The organism is Pseudomonas sp. RIT409, from assembly GCF_003052515.2.
Classification (GTDB): domain Bacteria; phylum Pseudomonadota; class Gammaproteobacteria; order Pseudomonadales; family Pseudomonadaceae; genus Aquipseudomonas.
On the sequence record NZ_QARE02000001.1, the window covers coordinates 239,316 to 262,750 of the forward strand.

The 23,435-nt window shown below is 59.8% G+C and carries 19 protein-coding genes; 2 read left to right on the plus strand and 17 right to left on the minus strand.

The features are described from left to right. Positions 1 to 48: 48 nt before the first annotated feature. The 17 genes from DBP26_RS01045 to rpsB all read right to left on the minus strand — a co-directional run bounded on the left by DBP26_RS01045 (position 49) and on the right by rpsB (position 19,515). Positions 49 to 996, minus strand: coding sequence for an acetyl-CoA carboxylase carboxyltransferase subunit alpha (locus DBP26_RS01045; RefSeq protein ID WP_108235749.1), 948 nt, complete (start codon positions 994 to 996; stop codon positions 49 to 51). 113 nt (positions 997 to 1,109) lie between these two features. Beyond that, the gene (dnaE, locus tag DBP26_RS01050) at positions 1,110 to 4,631 is read right to left on the minus strand and encodes a DNA polymerase III subunit alpha (RefSeq protein ID WP_108235750.1); all 3,522 of its coding nucleotides are present in this window, start codon (positions 4,629 to 4,631) and stop codon (positions 1,110 to 1,112) included. Between the two features lie 175 nt (positions 4,632 to 4,806). Continuing rightward, positions 4,807 to 5,454, minus strand: coding sequence for a ribonuclease HII (rnhB, locus tag DBP26_RS01055; protein ID WP_108235751.1), 648 nt, complete (start codon positions 5,452 to 5,454; stop codon positions 4,807 to 4,809). 11 nt (positions 5,455 to 5,465) lie between these two features. Then, a complete protein-coding gene (gene lpxB, locus DBP26_RS01060) occupies positions 5,466 to 6,602 on the minus strand; it encodes a lipid-A-disaccharide synthase (RefSeq protein ID WP_108235752.1) in 1,137 nt (378 codons plus the stop codon). Between the two features lie 2 nt (positions 6,603 to 6,604). Then, positions 6,605 to 7,381, minus strand: coding sequence for an acyl-ACP--UDP-N-acetylglucosamine O-acyltransferase (gene lpxA / locus DBP26_RS01065; protein WP_108235753.1), 777 nt, complete (start codon positions 7,379 to 7,381; stop codon positions 6,605 to 6,607). Continuing rightward, positions 7,378 to 7,818 carry a 3-hydroxyacyl-ACP dehydratase FabZ gene (gene fabZ, locus DBP26_RS01070; protein WP_108235754.1) on the minus strand — a complete coding sequence of 147 codons (441 nt, stop codon included), beginning with the start codon at positions 7,816 to 7,818 and terminating at the stop codon, positions 7,378 to 7,380. The genes lpxA and fabZ overlap by 4 nt, the downstream gene beginning before the upstream one ends. 112 nt (positions 7,819 to 7,930) lie before the next feature. Beyond that, positions 7,931 to 8,986, minus strand: coding sequence for a UDP-3-O-(3-hydroxymyristoyl)glucosamine N-acyltransferase (lpxD, locus tag DBP26_RS01075; protein WP_108235755.1), 1,056 nt, complete (start codon positions 8,984 to 8,986; stop codon positions 7,931 to 7,933). A gap of 4 nt (positions 8,987 to 8,990) precedes the next feature. Further along, entirely contained in the window at positions 8,991 to 9,494 is a 504-nt protein-coding gene (locus DBP26_RS01080) for an OmpH family outer membrane protein (protein WP_108235756.1), read from the minus strand. 45 nt (positions 9,495 to 9,539) lie between these two features. Beyond that, positions 9,540 to 11,930, minus strand: a complete 2,391-nt coding sequence (gene bamA, locus DBP26_RS01085) for an outer membrane protein assembly factor BamA (protein ID WP_108235757.1) — start codon at positions 11,928 to 11,930, stop codon at positions 9,540 to 9,542. 75 nt (positions 11,931 to 12,005) lie between these two features. Then, positions 12,006 to 13,358 (minus strand): sigma E protease regulator RseP, encoded by a 1,353-nt coding sequence (rseP, locus tag DBP26_RS01090; protein ID WP_108235758.1) that lies wholly within the window; start codon positions 13,356 to 13,358, stop codon positions 12,006 to 12,008. A 100-nt stretch (positions 13,359 to 13,458) separates the two neighbouring features. Continuing rightward, positions 13,459 to 14,643 (minus strand): 1-deoxy-D-xylulose-5-phosphate reductoisomerase, encoded by a 1,185-nt coding sequence (gene ispC, locus DBP26_RS01095; RefSeq protein WP_108235759.1) that lies wholly within the window; start codon positions 14,641 to 14,643, stop codon positions 13,459 to 13,461. After that, positions 14,640 to 15,464 (minus strand): phosphatidate cytidylyltransferase, encoded by an 825-nt coding sequence (locus DBP26_RS01100; protein ID WP_108235760.1) that lies wholly within the window; start codon positions 15,462 to 15,464, stop codon positions 14,640 to 14,642. The genes ispC and DBP26_RS01100 overlap by 4 nt, the downstream gene beginning before the upstream one ends. After that, positions 15,464 to 16,219: a polyprenyl diphosphate synthase gene (uppS, locus tag DBP26_RS01105; RefSeq protein WP_108235761.1), complete on the minus strand. Its 756-nt coding sequence runs from the start codon at positions 16,217 to 16,219 to the stop codon at positions 15,464 to 15,466. Before uppS ends, DBP26_RS01100 begins: the two co-directional genes overlap by 1 nt. Positions 16,220 to 16,235: 16 nt before the next feature. Next, entirely contained in the window at positions 16,236 to 16,793 is a 558-nt protein-coding gene (gene frr, locus DBP26_RS01110) for a ribosome recycling factor (protein WP_108235762.1), read from the minus strand. Further along, positions 16,790 to 17,533 carry a UMP kinase gene (pyrH, locus tag DBP26_RS01115; protein ID WP_108235763.1) on the minus strand — a complete coding sequence of 248 codons (744 nt, stop codon included), beginning with the start codon at positions 17,531 to 17,533 and terminating at the stop codon, positions 16,790 to 16,792. The genes frr and pyrH overlap by 4 nt, the downstream gene beginning before the upstream one ends. A gap of 193 nt (positions 17,534 to 17,726) precedes the next feature. Then, positions 17,727 to 18,593 (minus strand): translation elongation factor Ts, encoded by an 867-nt coding sequence (gene tsf, locus DBP26_RS01120; protein ID WP_108235764.1) that lies wholly within the window; start codon positions 18,591 to 18,593, stop codon positions 17,727 to 17,729. A gap of 184 nt (positions 18,594 to 18,777) precedes the next feature. Then, entirely contained in the window at positions 18,778 to 19,515 is a 738-nt protein-coding gene (gene rpsB, locus DBP26_RS01125; protein ID WP_108235765.1) for a 30S ribosomal protein S2, read from the minus strand. A gap of 338 nt (positions 19,516 to 19,853) precedes the next feature. Between rpsB and map the strand changes: the two genes are divergently transcribed. Then, positions 19,854 to 20,636: a type I methionyl aminopeptidase gene (gene map, locus DBP26_RS01130; protein WP_108235766.1), complete on the plus strand. Its 783-nt coding sequence runs from the start codon at positions 19,854 to 19,856 to the stop codon at positions 20,634 to 20,636. Positions 20,637 to 20,678: 42 nt separating this feature from the next. Then, entirely contained in the window at positions 20,679 to 23,378 is a 2,700-nt protein-coding gene (locus DBP26_RS01135) for a [protein-PII] uridylyltransferase (RefSeq protein ID WP_108235767.1), read from the plus strand. The last annotated feature ends 57 nt before the right edge of the window (positions 23,379 to 23,435 follow it).

Sequence of the window (23,435 nt, forward strand, 5' to 3'; positions counted from 1 at the left end):
GCTGGTAGACCCCGCGCTGGCTCACCGGACTTCGGGAGTTGGCTCCGGTTAGACGCCGTAACTCATCAGGCGCTCATAACGACGCGCCAGCAGTTCATCGTGATTGAGCTTTTTGAGCGAGGCCAACTGACTGCTCAAGGCTTCGCGAATCGATGCCGACGCTGCGGCTGGATCGCGGTGCGCGCCACCCAACGGTTCGTCGATCACCTTGTCGACGATGCCCAGGCCCTTCAGCCGTTCGGCCGTGATGCCCATCGCTTCGGCAGCATCCGGAGCTTTCTCGGCAGTTTTCCATAGGATCGATGCGCAACCTTCCGGTGAGATCACCGCATAGGTGGAATATTGCAGCATGTTCAGTTGGTCGCAGACGCCGATGGCCAGTGCACCGCCGGAACCGCCTTCGCCAATGACCGTGGCGATGATTGGAGTCTTCAGGCGAGCCATGACGCGCAGGTTCCAGGCAATCGCCTCGCTCTGGTTACGCTCTTCGGCGTCGATGCCTGGGTAGGCCCCCGGCGTGTCGATGAAGGTGACGATCGGCATCTTGAACCGTTCGGCCATCTCCATCAGGCGACAGGCCTTGCGATAGCCTTCAGGGCGCGGCATGCCGAAGTTACGGCGTACCTTCTCGCGCACTTCGCGGCCTTTCTGATGACCAATCACCATTACCGGCTGGCCGTCGAGCCGCGCGATCCCGCCAACGATGGCGGCGTCGTCGGAGAAGTGACGATCACCGTGCAGCTCGTCGAACTCGGTGAAAATATGTTGGATGTAATCCAGCGTGTACGGACGACGCGGGTGACGCGCCATGCGCGCGATCTGCCAGCTGGTCAGGTTGCCGAAAATGCTTTCGGTGAGCGTTTTGCTCTTATCTTGCAGTCGAGAGATTTCGTCGCTGATGTTCAGCGAGTTGTCATTGCCTACCAGGCGCAGCTCTTCAATCTTGGCTTGCAGGTCAGCGATCGGCTGTTCGAAATCCAGAAAATTCGGGTTCATAGGCATCCGTCTTGGGTCGACGGCCAAGAGGCCGGCCGGTTGATCCGTAAGCGCCCTACCTTAAAGGAGCGGGCGCCTTGCGGTCGAGTTTTAATAAATTCGTCAGTTGGCTTTCAACGATACTGCAGGAAGACGTTCTCTCGTCCGAACTGGTCACGCAGGGCCTGGATCAGGCTGTCTGCGGGATCGATCCGCCACGCTTCGCCAAACTGCAGCAGCGCTCTGGCATCCTGTCCGGTGTAATCGAGCGTGATCGGGCACGCGCCCCGGTGCTTCCTGCACAGGTCACCCAGCCAGCGTAGACGATCGCCCTTGAGCGCCTCGCTACGCACGGTCAGGCGTAAACTTTCGGCCAGCCCGGTCCGGGCCTCTTCCAGGCTCATGACGCGCTTGGCGCGCAAGCGCAATCCGCCGGAGAAGTCGTCCGAACTGACCTCGCCTTCCACGACCACCATCGCGTCGGTCTGCAACAACGACTGGGCCGCCTGGAACGCTTCGGCGAACAGAGAGGCCTCAATGCGCCCGGACCGATCGTCCAGGGTGATAAAGCCCATCTTGTCGCCCTTCTTGTTTTTCATGACCCGCAACGCAATGATCAGCCCGGCGACGGTCTGGGTATCGCGGGCAGGCTTGAGGTCCACAATGCGCTGACGGGCAAACCGACGTATCTCGCCTTCGTATTCGTCGATCGGGTGCCCGGTCAGGTACAGGCCCAGCGTCTCCTTCTCACCGCGCAAGCGCTCCTTGAGAGTGACCTCTCGGGCGTTGCGATGGTTCGCATAAACGTCAGCGTCGGCTGCATCGAACAGGCCGCCAAACAGGTCGGCGTGCCCGCTGTCATGGCTGCGAGCGGTTTGTTCTGCAGCCTGGATCGCTTCTTCGAGAGCGGCGAGCAGGACGCCACGGTTGCGGTCGATGTTGGCGTGATACTGCTTGGGCTCGTCGGAGAAGAACGGGCCCAGGCGGTCGAGCGCACCGCTGCTGATCAGCCCGCCCAGGGTCCGTTTGTTGACCCGCTTGAGGTCGATGCGCTCACAGAAATCGAAGAGATCCTTGAAGGGACCTGCCTGACGCGCTTCGGTGATCGCTTCCACTGGGCCTTCGCCGACGCCCTTGATCGCGCCGAGACCGTACACGATGCGACCCTCCTCGTTCACTGTGAACTTGAATTCGGAGGTGTTCACGTCTGGCGCATCGAGGCGCAGTTTCATGGTGCGCACTTCTTCGATCAGGGTCACGACCTTGTCGGTGTTGTGCATGTCCGCAGACAACACCGCCGCCATGAATGGCGCGGGGTAATGTTTTTTCAACCATGCCGTCTGGTACGACACCAGACCGTAGGCGGCGGAGTGGGATTTGTTGAAGCCGTAACCGGCGAATTTCTCTACCAGGTCGAAAATGTTACCCGCCAGATCGGGATCGATGCCGTTATTGGCGCATCCCTCGATGAAGCCCCCGCGTTGCTTGGCCATTTCCTCGGGCTTTTTCTTACCCATTGCCCGCCGCAGCATGTCCGCACCGCCCAGGGTGTACCCGGCCATGACCTGGGCGATCTGCATCACCTGTTCCTGATACAGAATGATGCCGTAGGTCGGCGCAAGCACGGGCCGCAGGCCTTCGTACTGGTAATCCGGGTGCGGGTAGGCCAGCTCGGCTCGCCCGTGCTTGCGGTTGATGAAGTCGTCCACCATCCCGGACTGCAGCGGGCCCGGACGGAACAGGGCCACCAGCGCAATGAGGTCTTCCAGGCAGTCGGGCTTGAGCTTTTTGATCAGCTCTTTCATGCCTCGCGATTCGAGCTGGAACACGGCCGTGGTTTCGGCCTTTTGCAGCAAATCGTAGGTCGGCGCGTCATCCAGCGGGATGAACGCGATGTCCAACGGCTCTTCACCCGCCTTGGCGCGGTCGCGGTTGATGGTTTTCATCGCCCAGTCGATGATCGTCAACGTCCTCAGGCCGAGAAAGTCGAACTTCACCAGGCCGGCAGCCTCGACGTCGTCTTTGTCGTACTGGGTTACCAGGCCACTGCCTTCCTCGTCGCAGTAGATGGCGGCGAAGTCGGTCAGCTTCGTCGGCGCGATCACCACGCCCCCGGCATGCTTGCCCACGTTACGCACGACGCCCTCGAGCTTGCGCGCCATTTCCCAGATTTCAGCGCCTTCCTCATCGGTCTTGAGGAAATCACGAAGGATCTCTTCCTGCTCGTAGGCTTTTTCCAGCGTCATGCCGACTTCGAACGGGATCATCTTCGACAGACGATCAGCCAGACCGAATGACTTACCCTGCGCCCGCGCCACGTCACGGACCACGGCCTTGGCCGCCATCGAACCGAAGGTGATGATCTGGCTGACCGCGTTGCGGCCATACTTGTCCGCCACATACTCGATTACACGGTCGCGGCCGTCCATGCAGAAGTCGACGTCGAAGTCCGGCATGGAAACCCGTTCAGGGTTGAGGAAACGTTCGAAGAGCAGGTCATAGGCCAATGGGTCCAGGTCCGTGATCTTCTGCACGTAGGCTACCAGCGACCCGGCGCCTGACCCCCGACCCGGCCCGACGGGTACGCCGTTGTTCTTCGCCCACTGAATGAAGTCCATCACGATCAGGAAGTAACCCGGGAACCCCATCTGGATGATGATATCCAGCTCGAAATTCAGCCGGTCGACATACACCTGGCGCTTGGCCTCGTAGTCGGGCGTGGTCTCTTTCGGCCACAGCACCGCCAGACGCTCTTCTAGGCCCTCGAAGGACACCTTGCGGAAATATTCGTCGATGGTAAGCCCATCGGGAATCGGGAAGTTGGGCAGAAAGTGTTTGCCGAGCCGGACATCGATGTTGCAACGCTTGGCGATTTCAACCGTGTTCTGCACGGCATCGGGCAGGTCGCTGAACAGCTCGACCATTTCCTCGGCGCTTTTGAGGTATTGCTGATCGCTGTAATTTTTCGAGCGGCGCGGGTCGTCCAGCGCCCGCCCCTCACCGATGCAGACGCGCGTTTCGTGGGCTTCGAAATCTTCCTGCTTGATGAACCGCACGTCGTTGGTAGCCACCAACGGTACCCCATGGCGATCAGCCAGGGCGACGGCGGCGTGCAGGTGCTCTTCATCGTTGACGCGATGGGTGCGCTGAACCTCGATGTAAAAGCGATCGCCGAACACCGACAACCACTCCTTGAGCAACTCGTCGGCCTCCGTCGGATTCGCGCCCAGCAGGGCCATGCCGATCTCACCTTCTTTGGCGGCGGACAGGGCGATCAGCCCTTCATTGGCCTCGACCACCCATTCGCGCTCGATGACCACCAAACCATTGCGCTGACCTTCCATGAAGCCCCGGGAAATGAGCTCTGTCAGGTTCAGGTAGCCTTTGGGGTTCATCACCAACAGGCTCATGCGACTGAGCGGCGCGTCCTTGGTACGCCCCGCCAGCCAGATATCGGCGCCACAGATCGGCTTGATGCCCGCCCCCATTGCGGCCTTGTAGAACTTGACCAATGAGCACAGGTTGTTCTGATCGGTCACTGCCACGGCAGGCATGTTCAGGCCGGTCAGCGCCTTTACCAGTGGCTTGACCCTGACCAGGCCATCGACCAGCGAATATTCGGTGTGCATGCGCAGATGAACGAAAGAAGCCGACATGGGTGATCCTATGACGCACTGAAAGCAAAGGCCGGATTGTACCGGCCTGGCAGCGAAGTTGGGCAGTTCTCATGGACGCGGATGACGAAGCGCCTGTGGCCACGAAGTCGCTCATGGAGGCATGCGAGGGCCGGCCAGTTCGTGATCATGGGGCATGACATCCGCACGCGCAGGTCTACTCCCACAACGGATTTGCCACGCTATTGAGTGAAGCAAGCATCATGTCCCGCGCTTCATGCGCCGCCCGCACCGGCGCGAACGAGCGACGATGGATGGGCGTCGGGCCCAGGCGCGCCAAGGCCTCGAGATGCACGGGGGTGGGATACCCCTTGTGCCCGCCAATCCCGTAGCCAGGGTAGGTCAGTTCCATGGCCGCCATTTCCCGGTCCCGGCTGACCTTCGCGAGAATCGACGCCGCCGCGATGGCGGGCACCTGAGCATCGCCCTGGATGACCGGGGCGCAAGGGATCGACAACTGCGGACAACGGTTGCCATCGATCAGCGCAAGCTTCGGCGTGATGATCAGCCCTTCTACTGCGCGTTTCATGGCCAGCATCGTCGCATGCAGGATATTGAGTTCGTCGATTTCCTCGACTTCCGCCCGTGCGATATGCCAGCACAGGGCTTTTTCGCAGATTTCGTCGAACAGCTTTTCTCGTTTGGCTTCGGTGAGCTTTTTCGAGTCGTTCAGCCCTTGAATAGGACGCTTCGGATCCAGGATGACCGCAGCGGTCACCACCGCGCCGCAGAGCGGGCCACGGCCCACTTCGTCGACACCGGCGACCAGATCCTCGACCAGGTTGAAATCCAGACCCATTTGCATTGATTTGGCACTCATCGTGAAGGCCCTGCGCCAATCAGGCTCAGCACCGCCTCAGCAGCCTGATTGGATGCGTCGCGACGCAAGGTCCGGTGAATGGCATCGAAGCCCGCCGTCTGCGCAGCACCGTTGTCGAGCAGCGGCAGCAGCGTTTGCGCCAGCGCATCGGGCGTCGCCGCGTCCTGCAGAAGCTCTGGAACCAGCAAACGCTGCGCCAACAGGTTCGGCAGCGACACGTAAGGGCTTTTTACCATGCGTTTGAGAATCCAGTACGTCAGCGGCGCCAGACGATAGGCCACCACCATCGGGCGCTTGTACAGCAGCGCCTCGAGGGTGGCCGTGCCTGACGCGATGAGAACGGCATCGCAGGCCGCCAACGCCAGGTGGGAACGACCGTCGAGCAGCGTGAGCGGCAAGTCACGCCCTACGAGGAGCTGTTCGATCTGGGCGCGACGTTGCGGGCTTGCGCAGGGCAACACGAAACGCAAGTTTGGGCGCTCGGCCAGCAGGCGCTGCGCCGCATCGAAGAACAGTGCCCCCAGACGGCCCACTTCGCCGCCGCGGCTGCCGGGCATCAATGCAACCACGGGGCCGTCGCTCAGGCCCAGCTCGGCGCGCGCAGCCTGGCGATCGGCATCGAGGGGAATGGTGTCTGCCAGCGGGTGCCCGACGAAACGCACCGGCACCCCTTTTTCTTCATAGAAACGCGCCTCGAACGGCAGCAGCGTCAGCATCAGGTCGCAGCCTTCGCGAATCTTGAGCACCCGCTTTTGCCGCCATGCCCACACCGAGGGGCTTACGTAATGAACGGTCTTGATCCCGGCCTGGCGCAGCTTCAATTCGATGGTAAGGGTGAAGTCGGGCGCATCGATGCCGATGAAAACGTCGGGCTTCTCGCCAATCAGCGTCTGGATCAGCCATTTACGGCGCGCCAACAGCTCCTTCAGCCGGCCGAGTACCTCAACCAACCCCATGACCGACAGGCGCTCCATGGGAAAGTAGGACTGCATGCCCTCCGCTTCCATGAGCGGACCGCCTATGCCAATAAATTGCGCATCAGGATGACGAGCCTTGATCGCGCGCATCAGCCCTGAACCCAGAATGTCGCCGGAAGCTTCCCCGGCGACCAGCGCAATACGCAAAGCCGCCATGGTTAACGGGTGATGCCGCGCGTCGAGTTTTGGATGGAGTCCAGGAACAGCGCGACCTCCGGAAATTGGGCAGCCGGTTCGGCCAACTCGACGATGGCCTGCTCGACGGTGAGACCCTGACGGTAAACCGTTTTGTACGCGCGGCGCAGGGCGTGTATCGAGTCCTCGGAAAAACCGCGACGGCGCATGCCCTCGAAGTTCATGCTGCGCGCTTCGGCCGGGTTGCCAAAGACGGTGACGAAGGCCGGAACGTCTTTGCCGATGGCGGTGCCCATGCCTGAAAAGCTGTGAGCGCCGATATGGCAGTACTGATGGACCAGGGTGAAGCCGGACAGGATCGCCCAGTCAGCCACATGAACGTGACCGGCCAGCGCCGTGTTGTTGACCAGGATGCAGTGATTGCCGATGACGCTGTCGTGCCCGATGTGGGCGTACGCCATGATCAGGTTGTGATCGCCAATGGTGGTCTCGGCACGGTCCTGAATGGTTCCGCGGTGTATCGTCACGCCTTCGCGGATCACGTTGTGATCGCCAATCACCAGGCGCGTCGCTTCACCTTTGTATTTCAAATCGGGCGTGTCTTCGCCTACCGAAGAAAACTGGTATATGTGGTTGTGTTTGCCAATTCTGGTCGGCCCACGCAGGATCACATGCGGACCAATCACCGTACCCTCGCCGATTTCCACACCAGGTCCGACGATCGACCACGGGCCGACCTCGACATCGTCAGCCAGAATGGCTGTCGGATCGATGATCGCGCGAGGGTCAATCAAACTCATAGCTTGCGTTCCGCACAGATGATTTCAGCGGAGCATACCGGCTTGCCATCCACTGATGCCTGACATTCGAACTTCCAGATCTGGCGCTTGCAACTGATGAACTTGGCTTCCAGGATCAACTGGTCACCTGGCAGCACCGGCTGACGGAAGCGCAACTTGTCGGAGCCCACGAAGTAATACAGAGTGCCATCGGCAGGCTTCACGTCAAGCATCTTGAAGCCGAGGATACCGGCAGCCTGGGCCATCGCTTCGATGATCAGCACGCCGGGCATGATCGGATGGGCCGGGAAGTGCCCATTGAAGAACGGCTCGTTGATGCTGACATTCTTATAGGCACGAATGCTCTTGTTCTCAATATCCAGCGCCACCACACGGTCCACGAGCAGGAACGGGTAACGGTGGGGCAGATATTCGCGGATTTCGTTGATGTCCATCATTTCGAGAGGAAGCCTGTAGTCAAGGATGGGAGTGCGCAACGAACGCGCAGCACTCCTCTAGCAAATCAAGGAGGCAGTTTATCGGCTGTACACGCTTGATAAGAAAAAAATATCAGCTATCAGATGACGCTTTACCGCCCGAGGTCACGGCCTCGACAATCTTTTCCAGCTGCTGCAACCGACGCGACATGCCGTCGAGCTTGCGAATACGCGCCGCACTTTTACGCCATTCTGCGGCGGGCTGCATGGCCGTCCCGGACGAATAGGCACCTGGCTCGGTGATGGAATGGGTCACCATGGTCATGCCCGTGATGAAAACGCCGTCGCAAATATCGATATGCCCTACCAGCCCTACGCCCCCTGCGAGCATGCAATGCTTGCCGATGCGAGTACTCCCGGAAATGCCGACACAGGCCGCCATCGCCGTGTGATCTCCCACCTGCACGTTGTGGGCGATTTGAATCTGATTATCCAGCTTCACGCCATTACCGATGCGCGTGTCGTCCATGGCGCCGCGATCGATTGCCGTGTTCACCCCAATTTCGACGTCATCGCCGATTGTCACGCCGCCAATCTGCGCGATCTTTTGCCAGACGCCCTTCTCGTTGGCGAAGCCGAAGCCCTCGCCACCCAGAACCGCACCCGACTGAATCACGACCCGCTGGCCGATACGGACATCATGGTAAAGGGTGACGCGAGGCGCCAGCCAACCGCCGTCGCCGATGACGCTGCGGGCACCGACGTAGCTATGCGCACCCACCGTCACGCCTGCGCCAATCCTTGCACCGCTTTCGATGACCACGTAAGGGCCGACACTGGCGCTCGGATCGACGACCGCATCGGGTGCCATGATCGCAGTCGGGTGGATACCCGCTGGGGCCTTCGGCTTCGGATCGAACAGATGGGAAATACGCGCGTACGCCAGATAAGGATCGTCGATCAGCAACGCGTCGCCGTCATAGCCTTCGGCATCAGCGGGCTTGAGCAGCACGGCAGCGGCCTGGGTCGTGGCGAGGAATTTACGGTATTGAGGGTTGGCCAGGAAACTGACCTGCCCAGCGCCCGCCTCCTGCAAGGTGGCAAGGCCGATGATTTGCTTGTCTGCAGGGCCACGCAACGTGGCCCCCAGGAACTCGGCCAACGCGCCGAGGGTGGTAGTCGCGGTCATGAAATCACTTCAACTGGTTCATGCGCTCGATGACCTGGCGAGTGACGTCGTACTGTGGCTTGACGTCAATCACGGCACCGCGCTCGAACACCAGGTCATAGCCGCCCTTCTTGATGACTTCCTCTACGGCTTGATCCAGCTTGGGCTTCAATTGCTTGAGCATGTCACGGTCAGCAACGGCCTTGGCTTCGTTGAGTTCCTTGGACTGGAACTGGAAATCGCGAGCTTTCTGTTTGAAGTCCAACTCCAGCTTCTCGCGCTCAGGCTGAGCCATCTTGTCGCCACCTGCGACCAGACGATCCTGAATGCCTTTCGCGCTGCTTTCCAATGCCTTGAGCTTGGTCAGTTGCGGGCCGAATTTTTTCTCTGCATCAACGGCATACTTCTTGGCGGCATCCGATTCCAGCAGTGCCATCTGATAGTTCAGAACGGCGATTTTCATGTCAGCGAATGCCGGGCCTGCCACCAGGACCGTTGCCAGCAATGCCAATTGGGTCAACTTACGCACGTTGTAACTCCTACAGAATCCGTTGTCGTGACAGTGATCAGACCCTTAGAAGGTCTGACCGAGAGAGAATTGGAAGACCTGGGTTTCGGTGTTGTCGTCCGGTTTCTTGACCGGCATCGCCAAGGCGAAGCTCAGCGGACCGAGCGCGGTGACCCACGTTACGCCAACACCGACGGAGCTAGCGAGGCCCGAGAGGTCTGGACCGTTACATTCGACTTTTTCACCGTCGACAGTAGTCTTGGTGCCGCCGCAGTTGGTACTGAAGACATTACCCACGTCCCAGAACAACGAGGTACGCAGCGAACGCTGATCCTTGATGAACGGCAATGGGAACAGGATTTCGGCACCGCCGGTGATCAACACGTTACCGCCGAACGGCAGCGGATCCTGATCCGGGTCGCGGTCAGTGCCCGGCTTGCCACCCGGCGTGCCAGCACCACGGCTAGGGGTACTGCGCGGCCCCAGAGTGCTGTCCTTGAAGCCACGTACCGAGTTGAAACCACCTGCGTAGTAGTTCTCGTAGAACGGCAGCCCCGACGTCGAGCCGAAGCCGTCACCGTACCCCAGCTCCGAGTGCAGACGCAGTGTGGTGTTGGTGGTGATCGGGTGGAACAACTGACCGCGGTAGTCGATCTTGTAGAACGACAGGTCGCTGCCAGGAATCGTGGTTTCCAGGCTCAGGCTCTGGGAATGGCCACGGGTCGGCAGAGTCCCCTTGTTCAACGTCGACTCGGACCAGCCAACCGATGCCTTGAAGTTCGTGAAGCTGTCGCCTTCCTTCTCGAGGAAGTCGAAGATCTCGTCAACGGTGTAGCGACCGGTGTTGATTTCGTCCTTCTGCACGGACAGACCGAAGTTCAGGCGCGCGGTCTCGCTGATCGGGTAACCCATGTTGATGCCGCCACCGATGCTGTCCACCGAGTAGCTGGCGATGTCGACATCGAGGTCGTCATAGTTGGTCTTGCGATAGAACGCGCTGTAACCCAGGCTCACACCGTCCGGAGTGAAGTAAGGGTTGACGTAGCTGAAGTTGTAACGGGTCTGGTATTCACTTTTGGTCAGACCGATGCTGACCTTGTTACCGGTACCCAGGAAGTTGTTCTGGCTGATCGAACCACCCAGGATCAGACCGGCACTCTGGGCGAAACCGACGCTGGCGGTGATCGACCCGGAAGCCTGCTCTTCGACCGCATAGTTCACGTCCACCTGATCGTCAGTGCCTGGCACCGCCGGCGTCTCGACGTTGACTTCCTTGAAGAAGCCCAGACGGTCGAGGCGGGTCTTGGATTGGTCGATCAGGTAAGTCGAAGCCCAGCCGCCTTCCATCTGACGCATCTCGCGGCGCAGCACCTCGTCCGCGGTTTTGGTATTGCCACGGAAGTTGATGCGGTTCACATAGGCACGTTTGCCTGGGTCGACCGCAAACAGGATGTCAACGGTATGGTCTTCATCGTTCGGCGTGGGGACGCCGTTGACGTTGGCGAATGTGTAGCCTTCGTTACCCAGACGGCGCGTGATCAGCTCGGAGGTGGTGGTCATGACCTTGCGCGAGAACACCTGGCCAGGCTTGACCAGCAACAGCGATTTGACCTGATCTTCAGGGACCTTCAAGTCGCCACTCAGCTTGACCGACTTGACGGTGTACTTCTCGCCTTCATGAATGTTGACGGTGATGTACACGCTTTTCTTGTCGGGGGTAATCGAGACCTGAGTCGAGGCGATATCCATGTTGATATAGCCGCGGTCAAGGTAGTAGGAACGCAGACGCTCGAGGTCGCCGGACAGCTTCTCCCGGGCATATTTGTCGTCGTTCTTGAAGAAAGAGAGCCAGTTGGTGGTCTTCAGCTCGAACAGGTCGGTCAGGTCTTCTTCTTTGAAAACCGAGTTGCCGACCACGTTGATGTGCTGGATGGCGGCCACGGCGCCTTCGTTGATGTTGATCTTCAGGCCAACGCGGTTGCGAGGCTGGGGAACGACTTCGGTGGCAACTTCTGCCGAATAGCGGCCCTGAGCGACGTACTGACGTTGCAGTTCGTTGCGCACGCCCTCGAGGGTTGCGCGCTGGAAGATTTCGCCCTCGGCCAGACCGGACTGCTTGAGGCCCTTCATCAGGTCTTCAGTGGTGATCGCCTTGTTGCCTTCGATCTCGATGCTCGCGACCGACGGCCGCTCCACGACGGTAATGACCAGCACGTTGCCATCGCGGCCCAACTGGATGTCCTGGAAGAAACCGGTTTTGAACAAGGCGCGCGTGGCTTCGACCAGACGAGCGTCATCGGCCTGTTCGCCCACGTTCAACGGCAGCGCACCAAAGACACTGCCTGCGGAGACCCGCTGCAGCCCGTTGACACGGATATCGGAGATAGTGAAGGACTCGGCGTGAACTTCGGCGATCATCAGTACGGCAAGAACCGCAGTTAGCAGCAGACGTTTCATGAAGTCCTTTCTTATTCCAACTGGCAATAAACAAACTGCCGCAAAATGCGGCAGATTCACAATTCGGCGTAGCTTCTACAGGCGTCCCAGATCGTTTACCAGCGCGAGCAACATGACTCCGACCACCAGACTCACACCGATCTGAACACCCCACCCCTGAACCTTTTCCGACAGCGGACGACCACGCGCCCACTCGATCAGATAAAACAGCAAGTGCCCCCCGTCCAACACTGGAATGGGCAGCAAATTGAGAACCCCCAGGCTTATGCTCAGATAAGCAAGGAAATTCAAGAAGTCACCAACACCTGACTGGGCCGAAGCGCCCGCCACTTTAGCAATGGTTATCGGTCCACTCAAGTTTTTTACCGAGAGCTCGCCGAACAGCATTTTCTTGAGTGAATCGAGGGTCAGCACACTCATCGTCCAGGTCCGCCGAGCCCCCTCCGCGATCGCGGCGACCGGCCCATAGCTGACTTCACGCAGCATTTCCGGCGGCCAGTCGACCGCTTTCACGCCGGCGCCCAGATACCCCGTCGCCGCCTTGCCTTCGCCTCTGACCGACAGTGTGACAGGAATGTCGAGGGTCGCACCGTCGCGCCCAACGCTGACATCGACCTTGGTGTCAGGGCGCAGGCGAACCCAATCGACCACCTCCTGCCACTCGCTGACCGCCTGCCCGTTCAATGCCAGCAAACGATCACCGGTCTTCAAGCCCGCTGCCTGCGCCGGGCCTTTCGGATCGAGCTCTGCCAGAACAGGTGCCAGGGCTGGACGCCATGGGCGAATACCCAGTGAGCGGATCGGGTCGGGTTCGTCGGCACCTTTGAGCCAGTTATCCAGGGCCAGGGTACGTGGCAGGTCGACATCAGAACCTGGATCACGAACCTTCAGGGCAATGCTGCCGGTCTCGCCCAGACGGCGGACCAATTGCAGGTTGACCGAAGACCATCCTGTGGTGGATTCGCCATCAATGGAAACGATTTCCTGACCCGCAACCAAGCCAGCCTTCTGTGCGATGCTGCCTGCTTCCACACCACCGATCACCGGCCGCACCTGCTGACTGCCCAGCATCGCGAGCACCCAGAAAAATGCGATGGCCAGCAGAAAGTTCGCCACCGGCCCGGCGATGACGATCGCGATACGCTGATAAACCGTCTTGCGGTTGAATGCCTGATCGAGCAGATGAGCGGGCACCTCGCCTTCGCGCTCATCGAGCATCTTCACGTAGCCGCCCAACGGGATCGCAGCCACGACATATTCGGTGCCCTTGCGATCATGCCAGCGCAGCAGCGGCATGCCAAAACCGACCGAGAAACGCAGCACTTTGACACCGCAACGCCGCGCCACCCAAAAATGGCCGAATTCGTGAAAGGTAACCAGGACACCCAGTGCAATCAGGGTGCCGACAACCATATATAGAGCGCTCATCGCAATTCTCCGGGTAGCGTTCCGGCGTTGCAGGCAACCGTCATCCGACTGGCCGTCCTCGCCGACACACCTGTATCGTGTAACACGCCATGCTTATCGATCATTTCGCCTGGAGCCACTGCTCAGCCAGAACCCGCGCCCTGGCGTCGACTTCGAACACTGTCTCAAGCTCGCCCACTGCAATGGTCGGCTCCGCGTTCAAGACTTCGTCGATCATACTCGCGATTTCCGGAAAACGGATGCGCCGATCCAGAAACGCGGCCACGGCAACTTCGTTGACCGCGTTCAACACCGCCGGCGCACTGCCACCAGCGTCCGCAGCTTGCCGCGCAAGACGCAAGCAAGGGAAGCGCACTTCGTCCGGCGCCTGGAAATCCAGCCGCGCGATGCTGAACAGATCCAGTGGCGCGACACCCGACTCGATGCGCTCAGGCCAGGCCAGTGCGTGGGCGATGGGGGTGCGCATGTCAGGGTTGCCCAATTGGGCCAATACCGACCCGTCCACGTAATCGACCATCGAGTGGATGACGCTCTGAGGGTGAACCACAACTTCGATCCGGGCGGGCGCGCAATCGAACAGCCAGCAGGCTTCGATCAGCTCCAATCCCTTGTTCATCATGCTGGCCGAGTCCACGGAAATCTTGCGCCCCATGGACCAGTTCGGATGAGCACAGGCTTGTTCCGGAGAGACGTGTGCCAGCTCGGAAAGCGGCGTCTCGCGGAACGGCCCGCCGGAAGCGGTCAGCAGAATCCTGCGCACGCCCAGGGCGTCGAGCCCGCTGGCGCAGTCACGCGGCAGACACTGAAAAATCGCGTTGTGCTCGCTGTCCAGCGGCAAAAGCACCGTTGCGCTGCGATGCACCGCCTGCATGAACAGCGCACCCGACATCACGAGGGCTTCTTTATTGGCCAGCAAAACCTTCTTGCCCGCCTCGACCGCAGCCAGGGTCGGCCTCAGGCCAGCGGCGCCGACAATGGCCGCCAGCACCGTATCGACCTCAGGATCGGCGGAGACTTCACAGAGACCGCCCTCCCCCACCAGAACACGCGTGCCCAGACCCGCGGCGCGCAAGTCGTCCTGCAACTGGCGCGCGGCAAGCGCGGTGGGTACGACCGCGTATTGGGGGGCGTGACGGATGCACAGGGCGAACAACTCGTTCAGCCGCGAATACCCGGTCAGTGCAAAGACTTCGTAACGCTCAGGATGACGACCGATGACGTCGAGGGTGCTCAGGCCAATGGAGCCAGTGGCACCGAGGACCGTAATGCGTTGCGCGCGGCTCACATGAAGCCCCAGTCTTTGGCTGCCCACAGCAGCAGCGCAAAAACCGGAATCGCAGCCGTCAGACTGTCGATACGGTCCAGCACACCGCCGTGCCCAGGCAGCAGGTTGCTGCTGTCTTTTACGCCCGCCTTGCGTTTGAACATGCTCTCGGTGAGATCGCCCACGACCGACACCAGCACCACGATAGCAGCACACAGCAGGGCAAAGATGATTTCCGGGACCGACCAGCCACGACCGATACCAACTGCCGCGGTAATCAGCAGGCAAGCCGCCAAGCCGCCATAGAGGCCTTCCCAGCTCTTGCCCGGGCTGACTTTCGGCGCCAGTTTCCGCTTGCCGAACGCCTTCCCGGAAAAGTAAGCACCGATATCGGCGCCCCAGACCAGCACCATGACCGCCAGAATCAAGCCGTTACCCGAGGGAGCAAGCTTGAGCAGGATCAGACCCTGCCACGCAGGAAGCAGAATCAACAGGCCGATGACCAGCTTGCACAGCACGCTGGACCAATGGTCACTGGATTCCGGATAGGTCAGGACCAGCCAGGTCGCCGTCAGCCACCAGAGCAGGGCTGCGACCAGGAGCCAGGGGGCCAGGGCCAGGCCAGGCAACAGATAGAGCAGAAAGAGCAGGACCGCAACCACGGCGGCATACCCGACCCGAATGGGAGCGCTTTCAAAACCCGCAAGACGCGCCCACTCCCAAGCCCCCAGCGCAACCACCACGCCGATGAACAGCGCGAAGTAACCGCCTTCCAGCAGGAAAAAGCCGCACAGCGCCAAAGGCGCGAGGATCAACGCTGTAATGATTCGTTGTTTGAGCATTAAGCACGGGCTCCAGCTTCGACCTGCTCGCTGGTTTTACCAAAGCGACGCTGGCGTGAAGCGAAATCGGCCAGCGCATGGCGCATGGCGTCGTGTTTGAAGTCCGGCCAGTACAGGTCGGAGAAATACAGCTCGGCATAGGCGAGCTGCCATAGCAGGAAATTACTGATGCGATGCTCGCCCCCCGTACGAATACAGAGGTCGGGCAAAGGCAGGTCGCCGGTGGCCAGGCAGGTTTGCAACAGCTCGGGCGTGATGTCGTCCGGACGAAGATGCCCGGCCTGCACCTCACGCGCGAGGCGCTGCGCCGCTTGGGCGATGTCCCACTGGCCGCCATAGTTGGCAGCAATCTGCAAGACGAAGCGACTGTTGGCAGCAGTGGCTGCCTCGGCTTCCCGGATCGCGGCCTGCAGCTCCGGATGGAAGCGTGAACGGTCGCCAATGATCCGCAGGCTGATGCCGTTCTCGTTCAGACGACGAGTCTCGCGACGCAGCGCCGTGAAGAACAGCTCCATCAACGCCCCGACCTCATCGGCGGGGCGCTGCCAGTTTTCGCTGGAGAACGCGAACAGGGTCAGCACCTCGACCTTGGCCTCGGCACACACTTCGATGACCGCCCGCACAGCGTCCACGCCCGCCTTGTGCCCTGCTACTCCAGGCAACAGGCGCTTCTTCGCCCAGCGATTGTTCCCATCCATGATGATCGCGACGTGGCGCGGCACCACCGACGGCACAGCCAGCTTTGTCTTTTCCATGAAAGCTTCTCGGCCCTTAAACAGCCATCAGGTCCGCTTCTTTTTCATCCGTGGCCTTGGTGATCTGAGCCTCGAAATCCTTGATCAACTTGTCGATGTCGGCACTGGCACGACGCTCTTCGTCTTCGCTGATGGCCTTGTCCTTGACCAGTTTCTTCAGCTCACCCATCGCGTCGCGACGGATGTTACGCACCGCAACACGAGCATCCTCGGCGGCGCTGCGCGCCTGCTTGGTGAAGCCCTTGCGGGTTTCTTCGGTCAGCGGTGGCATGTTGACCAGCAGCAGTTCGCCCAGGTTGGTCGGGTTCAGGTTGAGCCCGGCACTGGCGATCGCCTTGTCGACTGCCCCCAGCATATTGCGCTCGAATGGCACGACCTGGAGAGTGCGCGAGTCTTTCACGGTGACGTTAGCCACGCCCGTGAGGGGGGTGTCAGCACCGTAGTAAGGAACCATGACCGTGCCCAGCACACTCGGGTGCGCCTTGCCGGTACGGATCTGGCCGAATGCGTGGTGCAGGGAGTCCACGGATTTCTGCATGCGCTCTTTGGCGTCTTTCTTGATGTCGTTGATCATTGCTCGCCTTCCTCGATCAAAGTTCCTTCCGCGCCGCCATGCACGATGTTCAGCAGGGCGCCGGGCTTGTTCATGTTAAAGACACGCAGCGGCATCTTGTGGTCACGGCACAGGCAGATGGCCGTGAGATCCATCACGCCCAGCTTGCGATCCAGCACTTCATCGTAAGTCAGATGATCGAACTTCTCGGCATGCGGGTCCTTGAATGGATCGGCAGTGTACACACCATCGACCTTGGTTGCCTTCAATACGACATCCGCATCGATTTCGATGGCGCGCAGGCAGGCAGCCGAGTCCGTGGTGAAGAAGGGGTTACCGGTACCTGCCGCGAAGATCACCACTTCTTTGCTGCTGAGGTGGCGCATGGCCTTGCGACGGTCATAGTGATCGGTGACGCCCACCATCGAAATTGCCGACATCACGATGGCCGAGATATTGGCCCGTTCCAGCGCGTCTCGCATCGCCAGGGCATTCATTACCGTCGCCAGCATTCCCATGTGGTCGCCGGTGACGCGGTCCATGCCGGCAGCACTGAGTGCAGCACCGCGAAACAGGTTGCCGCCACCGATCACCAGCCCGACCTGAACACCGATTCCGACCAGTTGCCCCACTTCCAGCGCCATGCGGTCCAGCACTTTAGGATCGATGCCGAACTCTTCCGACCCCATGAGGGCCTCGCCGCTGAGCTTGAGTAGAATGCGTTTATAGCGAGCTTGATAACCACTGCCCTGCTGAGCCATTGCGAATCTCTCCTGCGGCATCTTAAAAAATGTACGGGAAGCACCCCGAGTCTGCGCTAACTCTAGGCCACCACCCAAGGATATGCAGTTTGTGCGCTGCATAGCCTGAAAAAACAAATTCGTGCAGCCGTTTTGAAAAAGAGGCTGCGCGCGTGAGCGGGCAGCCTCTTGGGTCGACAGCTTGAAAACCGTCTTATTGCTTGCTGGCAGCAGCCACTTGAGCAGCAACTTCTTCAGCGAAGTTGTCGACTGGCTTCTCGATGCCTTCGCCCACTTTGAAGTAGGTGAAGGAAACGATTTCTGCGCCGGCTTTCTTCGCCAGAGCACCTACGGTGATTTCAGGGTTCATGACGAACGCCTGCTCGACCAGGCTAGCCTCAGCCTTGAACTTGGCGATACGGCCGGCAACCATCTTCTCGGCGATATCGGCAGGCTTGCCCTTGAGCTTCTCTTCGTTCAGTTGCAGGAAGACACCTTTCTCGCGCTCGATCGCTTCGGCGGAGATTTCTTCCGGCTTCAGGAACTCAGGGTTGCTGGCAGCGACGTGCATCGCGATGTTCTTGGCGAGTTCGCTGTCGCCACCCTGCAGTGCAACGACGACACCGATCTTGTTGCCGTGCAGGTAAGCACCCAGAACGTCACCCTCGACACGCGCCAGACGGCGAATGTTCACGTTCTCACCCGTTTTAGCAACCAGGGCCAGACGAGCAGCTTCTTGAGCTTCGATCAACGGCTCGACGGTGGTCAGCTTGTCGGCAAATGCCTTCTCGACGCTGGCTGCGACGAATGCCTTGAAGTCGTCCTGCAGAGCCAGGAAGTCGGTCTGGGAGTTGACTTCAACCAGAACGGCAGCCTTACCGTCGCTCTTCACACCGATGGAGCCTTCAGCAGCCACGTTGCCTGCTTTCTTGGCGGCCTTGATGGCGCCCGATGCACGCATATCGTCGATGGCTTTTTCGATGTCGCCGCCAGCCTTGGTCAAGGCCTTCTTGCAGTCCATCATGCCTTCGCCGGTACGCTCGCGCAGTTCTTTGACCAACGCTGCAGTAATCTCTGCCATTTCAAAATCCTCTTTGGATAGGTCTTCAACCATTCCACCCGCCGGGCGGGCGTACAAATTCTTGAAACACCATCATGACGGCTGCGCATGACAATCAGATCGATGGCAGCGCCATATGGTTTTCGAGGTGGCAAAAAGGGGGCTGAGCCCCCTTTTTGCGTACCGAGTGAACGCTAAGCGTCGATTACTCGGCAGCAGGTACAGCCGCTTCTTCAGCGTAAACTTCGGTGCCGCCAGCAACATTGTTGCGGCCACGGATAACGGCGTCAGCCATCGAACCCATGTACAGCTGAATGGCGCGAATGGCGTCATCGTTGCCTGGGATGATGTAGTCAACGCCTTCCGGGCTGCTGTTGGTATCGACAACGCCGATGACCGGAATGCCCAGCTTGTTGGCTTCGGTGATCGCAATGCGCTCGTGATCGACGTCGATCACGAACAGCGCGTCTGGCAGACCGCCCATGTCCTTGATACCGCCCAGGCTGCGATCCAGTTTTTCCAGATCGCGAGTACGCATCAGCGCCTCTTTCTTGGTCAGCTTGGCGAAGGTGCCGTCTTCGGACTGAACTTCCAGCTCGCGCAGACGCTTGATCGAAGCACGGATGGTTTTGAAGTTGGTCAGCATGCCGCCCAACCAGCGGTGATCGACGTACGGCGAACCGCAACGTGCTGCTTCTTCAGCGACGATCTTGCCAGCGGAACGCTTGGTGCCGACGAACAGAATCTTGTTCTTGCCCTGAGCCAGGCGCTCTACGAACGTCAGAGCGTCGTTGAACATCGGCAGGGTTTTTTCGAGGTTGATGATGTGAATCTTGTTGCGCGCGCCGAAAATGTACTTGCCCATTTTCGGGTTCCAGTAACGGGTCTGGTGGCCGAAGTGCACACCGGCCTTCAGCATATCGCGCATGTTGACTTGGGACATGATAGTTCCTTGATAAGTCGGGTTAGGCCTCCACGTATCCCAATGACCAACCAGCGGCTCGAGCCGAAGGCACCCAGGTCATCGTGTCGACACGTGTGTGGGTTAAAGCTTTCGGGACGTACCCCGTAAAGCGGCGCATTTTATATCACAAAAGTCGGGATAACGGAACCCGGAATAACGCTCTGTTTTTTCGACGCTTTTGGGCCCGGCGCAATCGCCGGCGGATCACTCTGCCAGCTTCTCTGTGAGGACGCGATGATAACCCGCCCGGCGGTGGTCTGATAGAATCGCCTTTTTCCGTATTCAGCTGCGGCCCTGCCGCGCCGAGAGAGCCTTGTATGACCGTGACCATCAAAACCCCTGAAGACATCGAAAAGATGCGCGTCGCCGGCCGCCTGGCCGCTGAAGTCCTGGAAATGATCGGGGCCTACGTCAAGCCTGGCGTCACCACCGACGAGTTGGACCGCATTTGCCACGATTACATCGTCAATGAGCAGAAAGCCATCCCGGCCCCGCTCAACTATAAAGGCTTCCCGAAATCGATTTGCACCTCGATCAACCATGTGGTCTGCCATGGCATTCCCAACGAGAAGCCATTGAAAGAAGGCGACGTGCTGAACATCGACGTGACCGTCATCAAGGACGGCTACCACGGCGACACCAGCAAGATGTTCCATGTCGGCAAAGTCCCGGAATGGGCAGAACGCCTGTCGAGGATCACTCAGGAATGCATGTATAAAGGCATCGAACTGGTCAAGCCGGGAGCCCATCTGGGTGACATCGGCGAGGTCATCCAGAAGCACGCCGAGAAGAACGGTTTTTCCGTGGTCCGCGAGTACTGCGGTCATGGCATTGGCAAGGTGTTCCACGAAGAGCCGCAGGTCCTGCACTATGGCAAGGCGGGCACCGGCATGGAGCTGAAGGAAGGCATGACGTTCACCATCGAGCCGATGATCAACCAGGGCAAGGCCGACACACGTCTGCTGGGTGACGGCTGGACGGCCATCACCAAGGACCGCAAACTCTCGGCGCAATGGGAGCACACCGTCCTGGTCACAGCGACAGGCTATGAAATCTTCACCCTGCGCAGCGACGACACGATCGCCCGCACCTCCGCCTGATCATCCCTTTGGATTCGGCCTATATAGAAGGAAAGCAGTTCGATGCCGCAGGTGGACCCAGATTTGTTTGATCGCGGCCAGTTCCAGGCCGAACTGGCACTCAAAGCCAGCCCCATCGCTGCCTTCAAGAAAGCCATTCGCCAGGCGCGGGAAGTGCTGGACGAGCGCTTTCGGGCTGGACGTGAGATCCGCCGCCTGATCGAAGATCGAGCCTGGTTCGTGGACAACATCCTGCAGCAGGCCTGGGAACAATTCGACTGGAGCGAGGACGCCGATATCGCGCTGCTGGCCGTCGGCGGCTACGGTCGCGGCGAGCTGCACCCCTATTCGGACATCGACCTGCTCATCCTGCTGGACAGTGCCGACCATGAAGTCTTCCGCGACTCCATCGAGCGTTTTCTGACCCTGCTTTGGGACATCGGGCTGGAGGTCGGCCAGAGCGTACGGTCGGTAGACGAGTGCGCCACCGAAGCGCAAGCCGATCTGACGGTCATCACCAACCTGATGGAAAGCCGCACCATTGCCGGTCCTGAGCGGCTGCGCCAGCGCATGCTGGACGTCACCAGCACGTCGAAGATGTGGCCGAGCAAAGAATTTTTCCTCGCCAAGCGTGCCGAGCAGAAGACCCGCCACCACAAGTACTTCGACACCGAATACAACCTGGAGCCCAACGTCAAAGGCTCGCCTGGCGGTTTACGCGACATTCAGACGATTCTCTGGGTCGCTCGGCGCCAATACGGCACCCTGAACCTGCACGCACTCGCCGACCAAGGCTTTCTGCTGGAAAGCGAAAACGCCTTGCTCGCCTCGTCCCAGGAATTTCTCTGGAAGGTGCGCTACGCACTGCACATGTTGGCCGGTCGCGCCGAAGACCGGCTGTTGTTCGACTATCAGACAGGCATCGCGCGCCTGCTGGGGTACCAGGACAGTGACGCGAAGCTGGCTATCGAACGCTTCATGCAGAAGTACTATCGCGTCGTGATGAGCATTGCGCAGTTGAGCGATCTGATCATCCAGCACTTCGAAGAAGAAATCCTGGCGGACGATCAGGGCTCTGTCACCGAGTCGATCAACTCTCGCTTCCAACTGCATGATGGCTACATCGAAGCGACCCATCCGAACGTCTTCAAGCGCACGCCCTTCGCCATGCTCGAGATCTTCGTGCTGATGGCCCAGCGCCCGGAAATCAAAGGCGTGCGCGCCGACACGATCCGTCTGCTGCGTGAACACCGGCATCTGATCAATGACGACTTCCGCAACGACATTCGCAACACCAGCCTCTTCATCGAGCTGTTCAAGTGCGAGATCGGCATCCACCGCAACCTGCGCAGGATGAACCGCTATGGCATTCTGGGCCTGTATCTGCCTGAGTTCGGCCATATCGTTGGCCAGATGCAGCACGACCTGTTCCACATCTACACCGTGGATGCCCACACGCTGAACCTGATCAAGCACCTGCGTAAGCTGCAATACACGCAGATGTCGGAAAAATTCCCGCTGGCCAGCAAGCTGATGGGCAAGCTGCCCAAGCCCGAGCTGATTTACCTCGCCGGGCTGTATCACGACATCGGCAAGGGCCGCGGCGGTGATCACTCGGAACTCGGTGCCGTCGATGCCGAAGCGTTCGGCATTCGCCATCATCTGCCGAACTGGGACACGCAACTGATCGTCTGGCTGGTGCAGAACCATCTGGTGATGTCGACCACGGCTCAGCGCAAGGATCTGTCCGACCCACAAGTGATTCACGACTTCGCGCAATTCGTGGGCGATGAAGTCCACCTGGATTACCTCTATGTGCTGACCATCGCTGATATCAATGCCACTAACCCGACCCTCTGGAACTCGTGGCGCGCCAGCCTCCTGCGCCAGCTCTACACCGAGACCAAGCGCGCACTCAAACGCGGGCTGGAAAACCCGGTGGCTCGGGAAGAACAGATTCGCCGCACACAAAGCGCGGCTCTGGATATCCTGGTGCGCAACGGCACCGACCCAGACGATGTCGAGCAGTTGTGGACACAATTGGGCGACGACTATTTCCTGCGTCATACCGCGGGGGATGTCGCCTGGCACAGCGATGCGATTCTGCAGCAGCCCGCGGACGGCGGGCCTCTGGTACTCATCAAGGAGACCACTCAGCGCGAGTTCGAGGGCGGCACCCAGATCTTCATTTATGCGCCTGACCAACACGATTTCTTCGCGGTGACCGTGGCGGCAATGGACCAGTTGAACCTGAACATTCACGACGCGCGCGTCATCACCTCGACCAGCCAGTTCACCCTCGACACCTACATCGTGCTCGACAGTGACGGCGGCCCGATCGGTGACAATCCGGAGCGGATCAAAACCATCCGCGAAGGACTGACCGAGGCCCTGCGCAATCCCGACGACTATCCGACCATCATCAAACGTCGCGTCCCGCGCCAGCTCAAGCATTTCGCCTTCGCCCCGGTGGTGACGATTTCCAACGATGCACAGCGACCGGTCACGGTGCTCGAACTGAGCGCTCCGGATCGTCCAGGCTTGCTGGCCCGTATCGGAAAGCTCTTCCTGGAATTCGACCTGTCGCTGCAGAACGCCAAGATTTCCACCCTCGGCGAGCGCGTGGAGGACGTGTTCTTCCTCACCGACGAACACGGTCACCCCCTGTCCGACCCGCAATTGTGCAGCCGGCTGCAGGATGCCATCGTCCAGCAGCTCAGCGTCACTCAAGAGCCCGGCAGCGAACTGCGGATCAGCATCTGAACACCCTGAACAACCGATTCCATCGCGCCTGACGCCTTTCTGCTCAGGCGCCTCGTT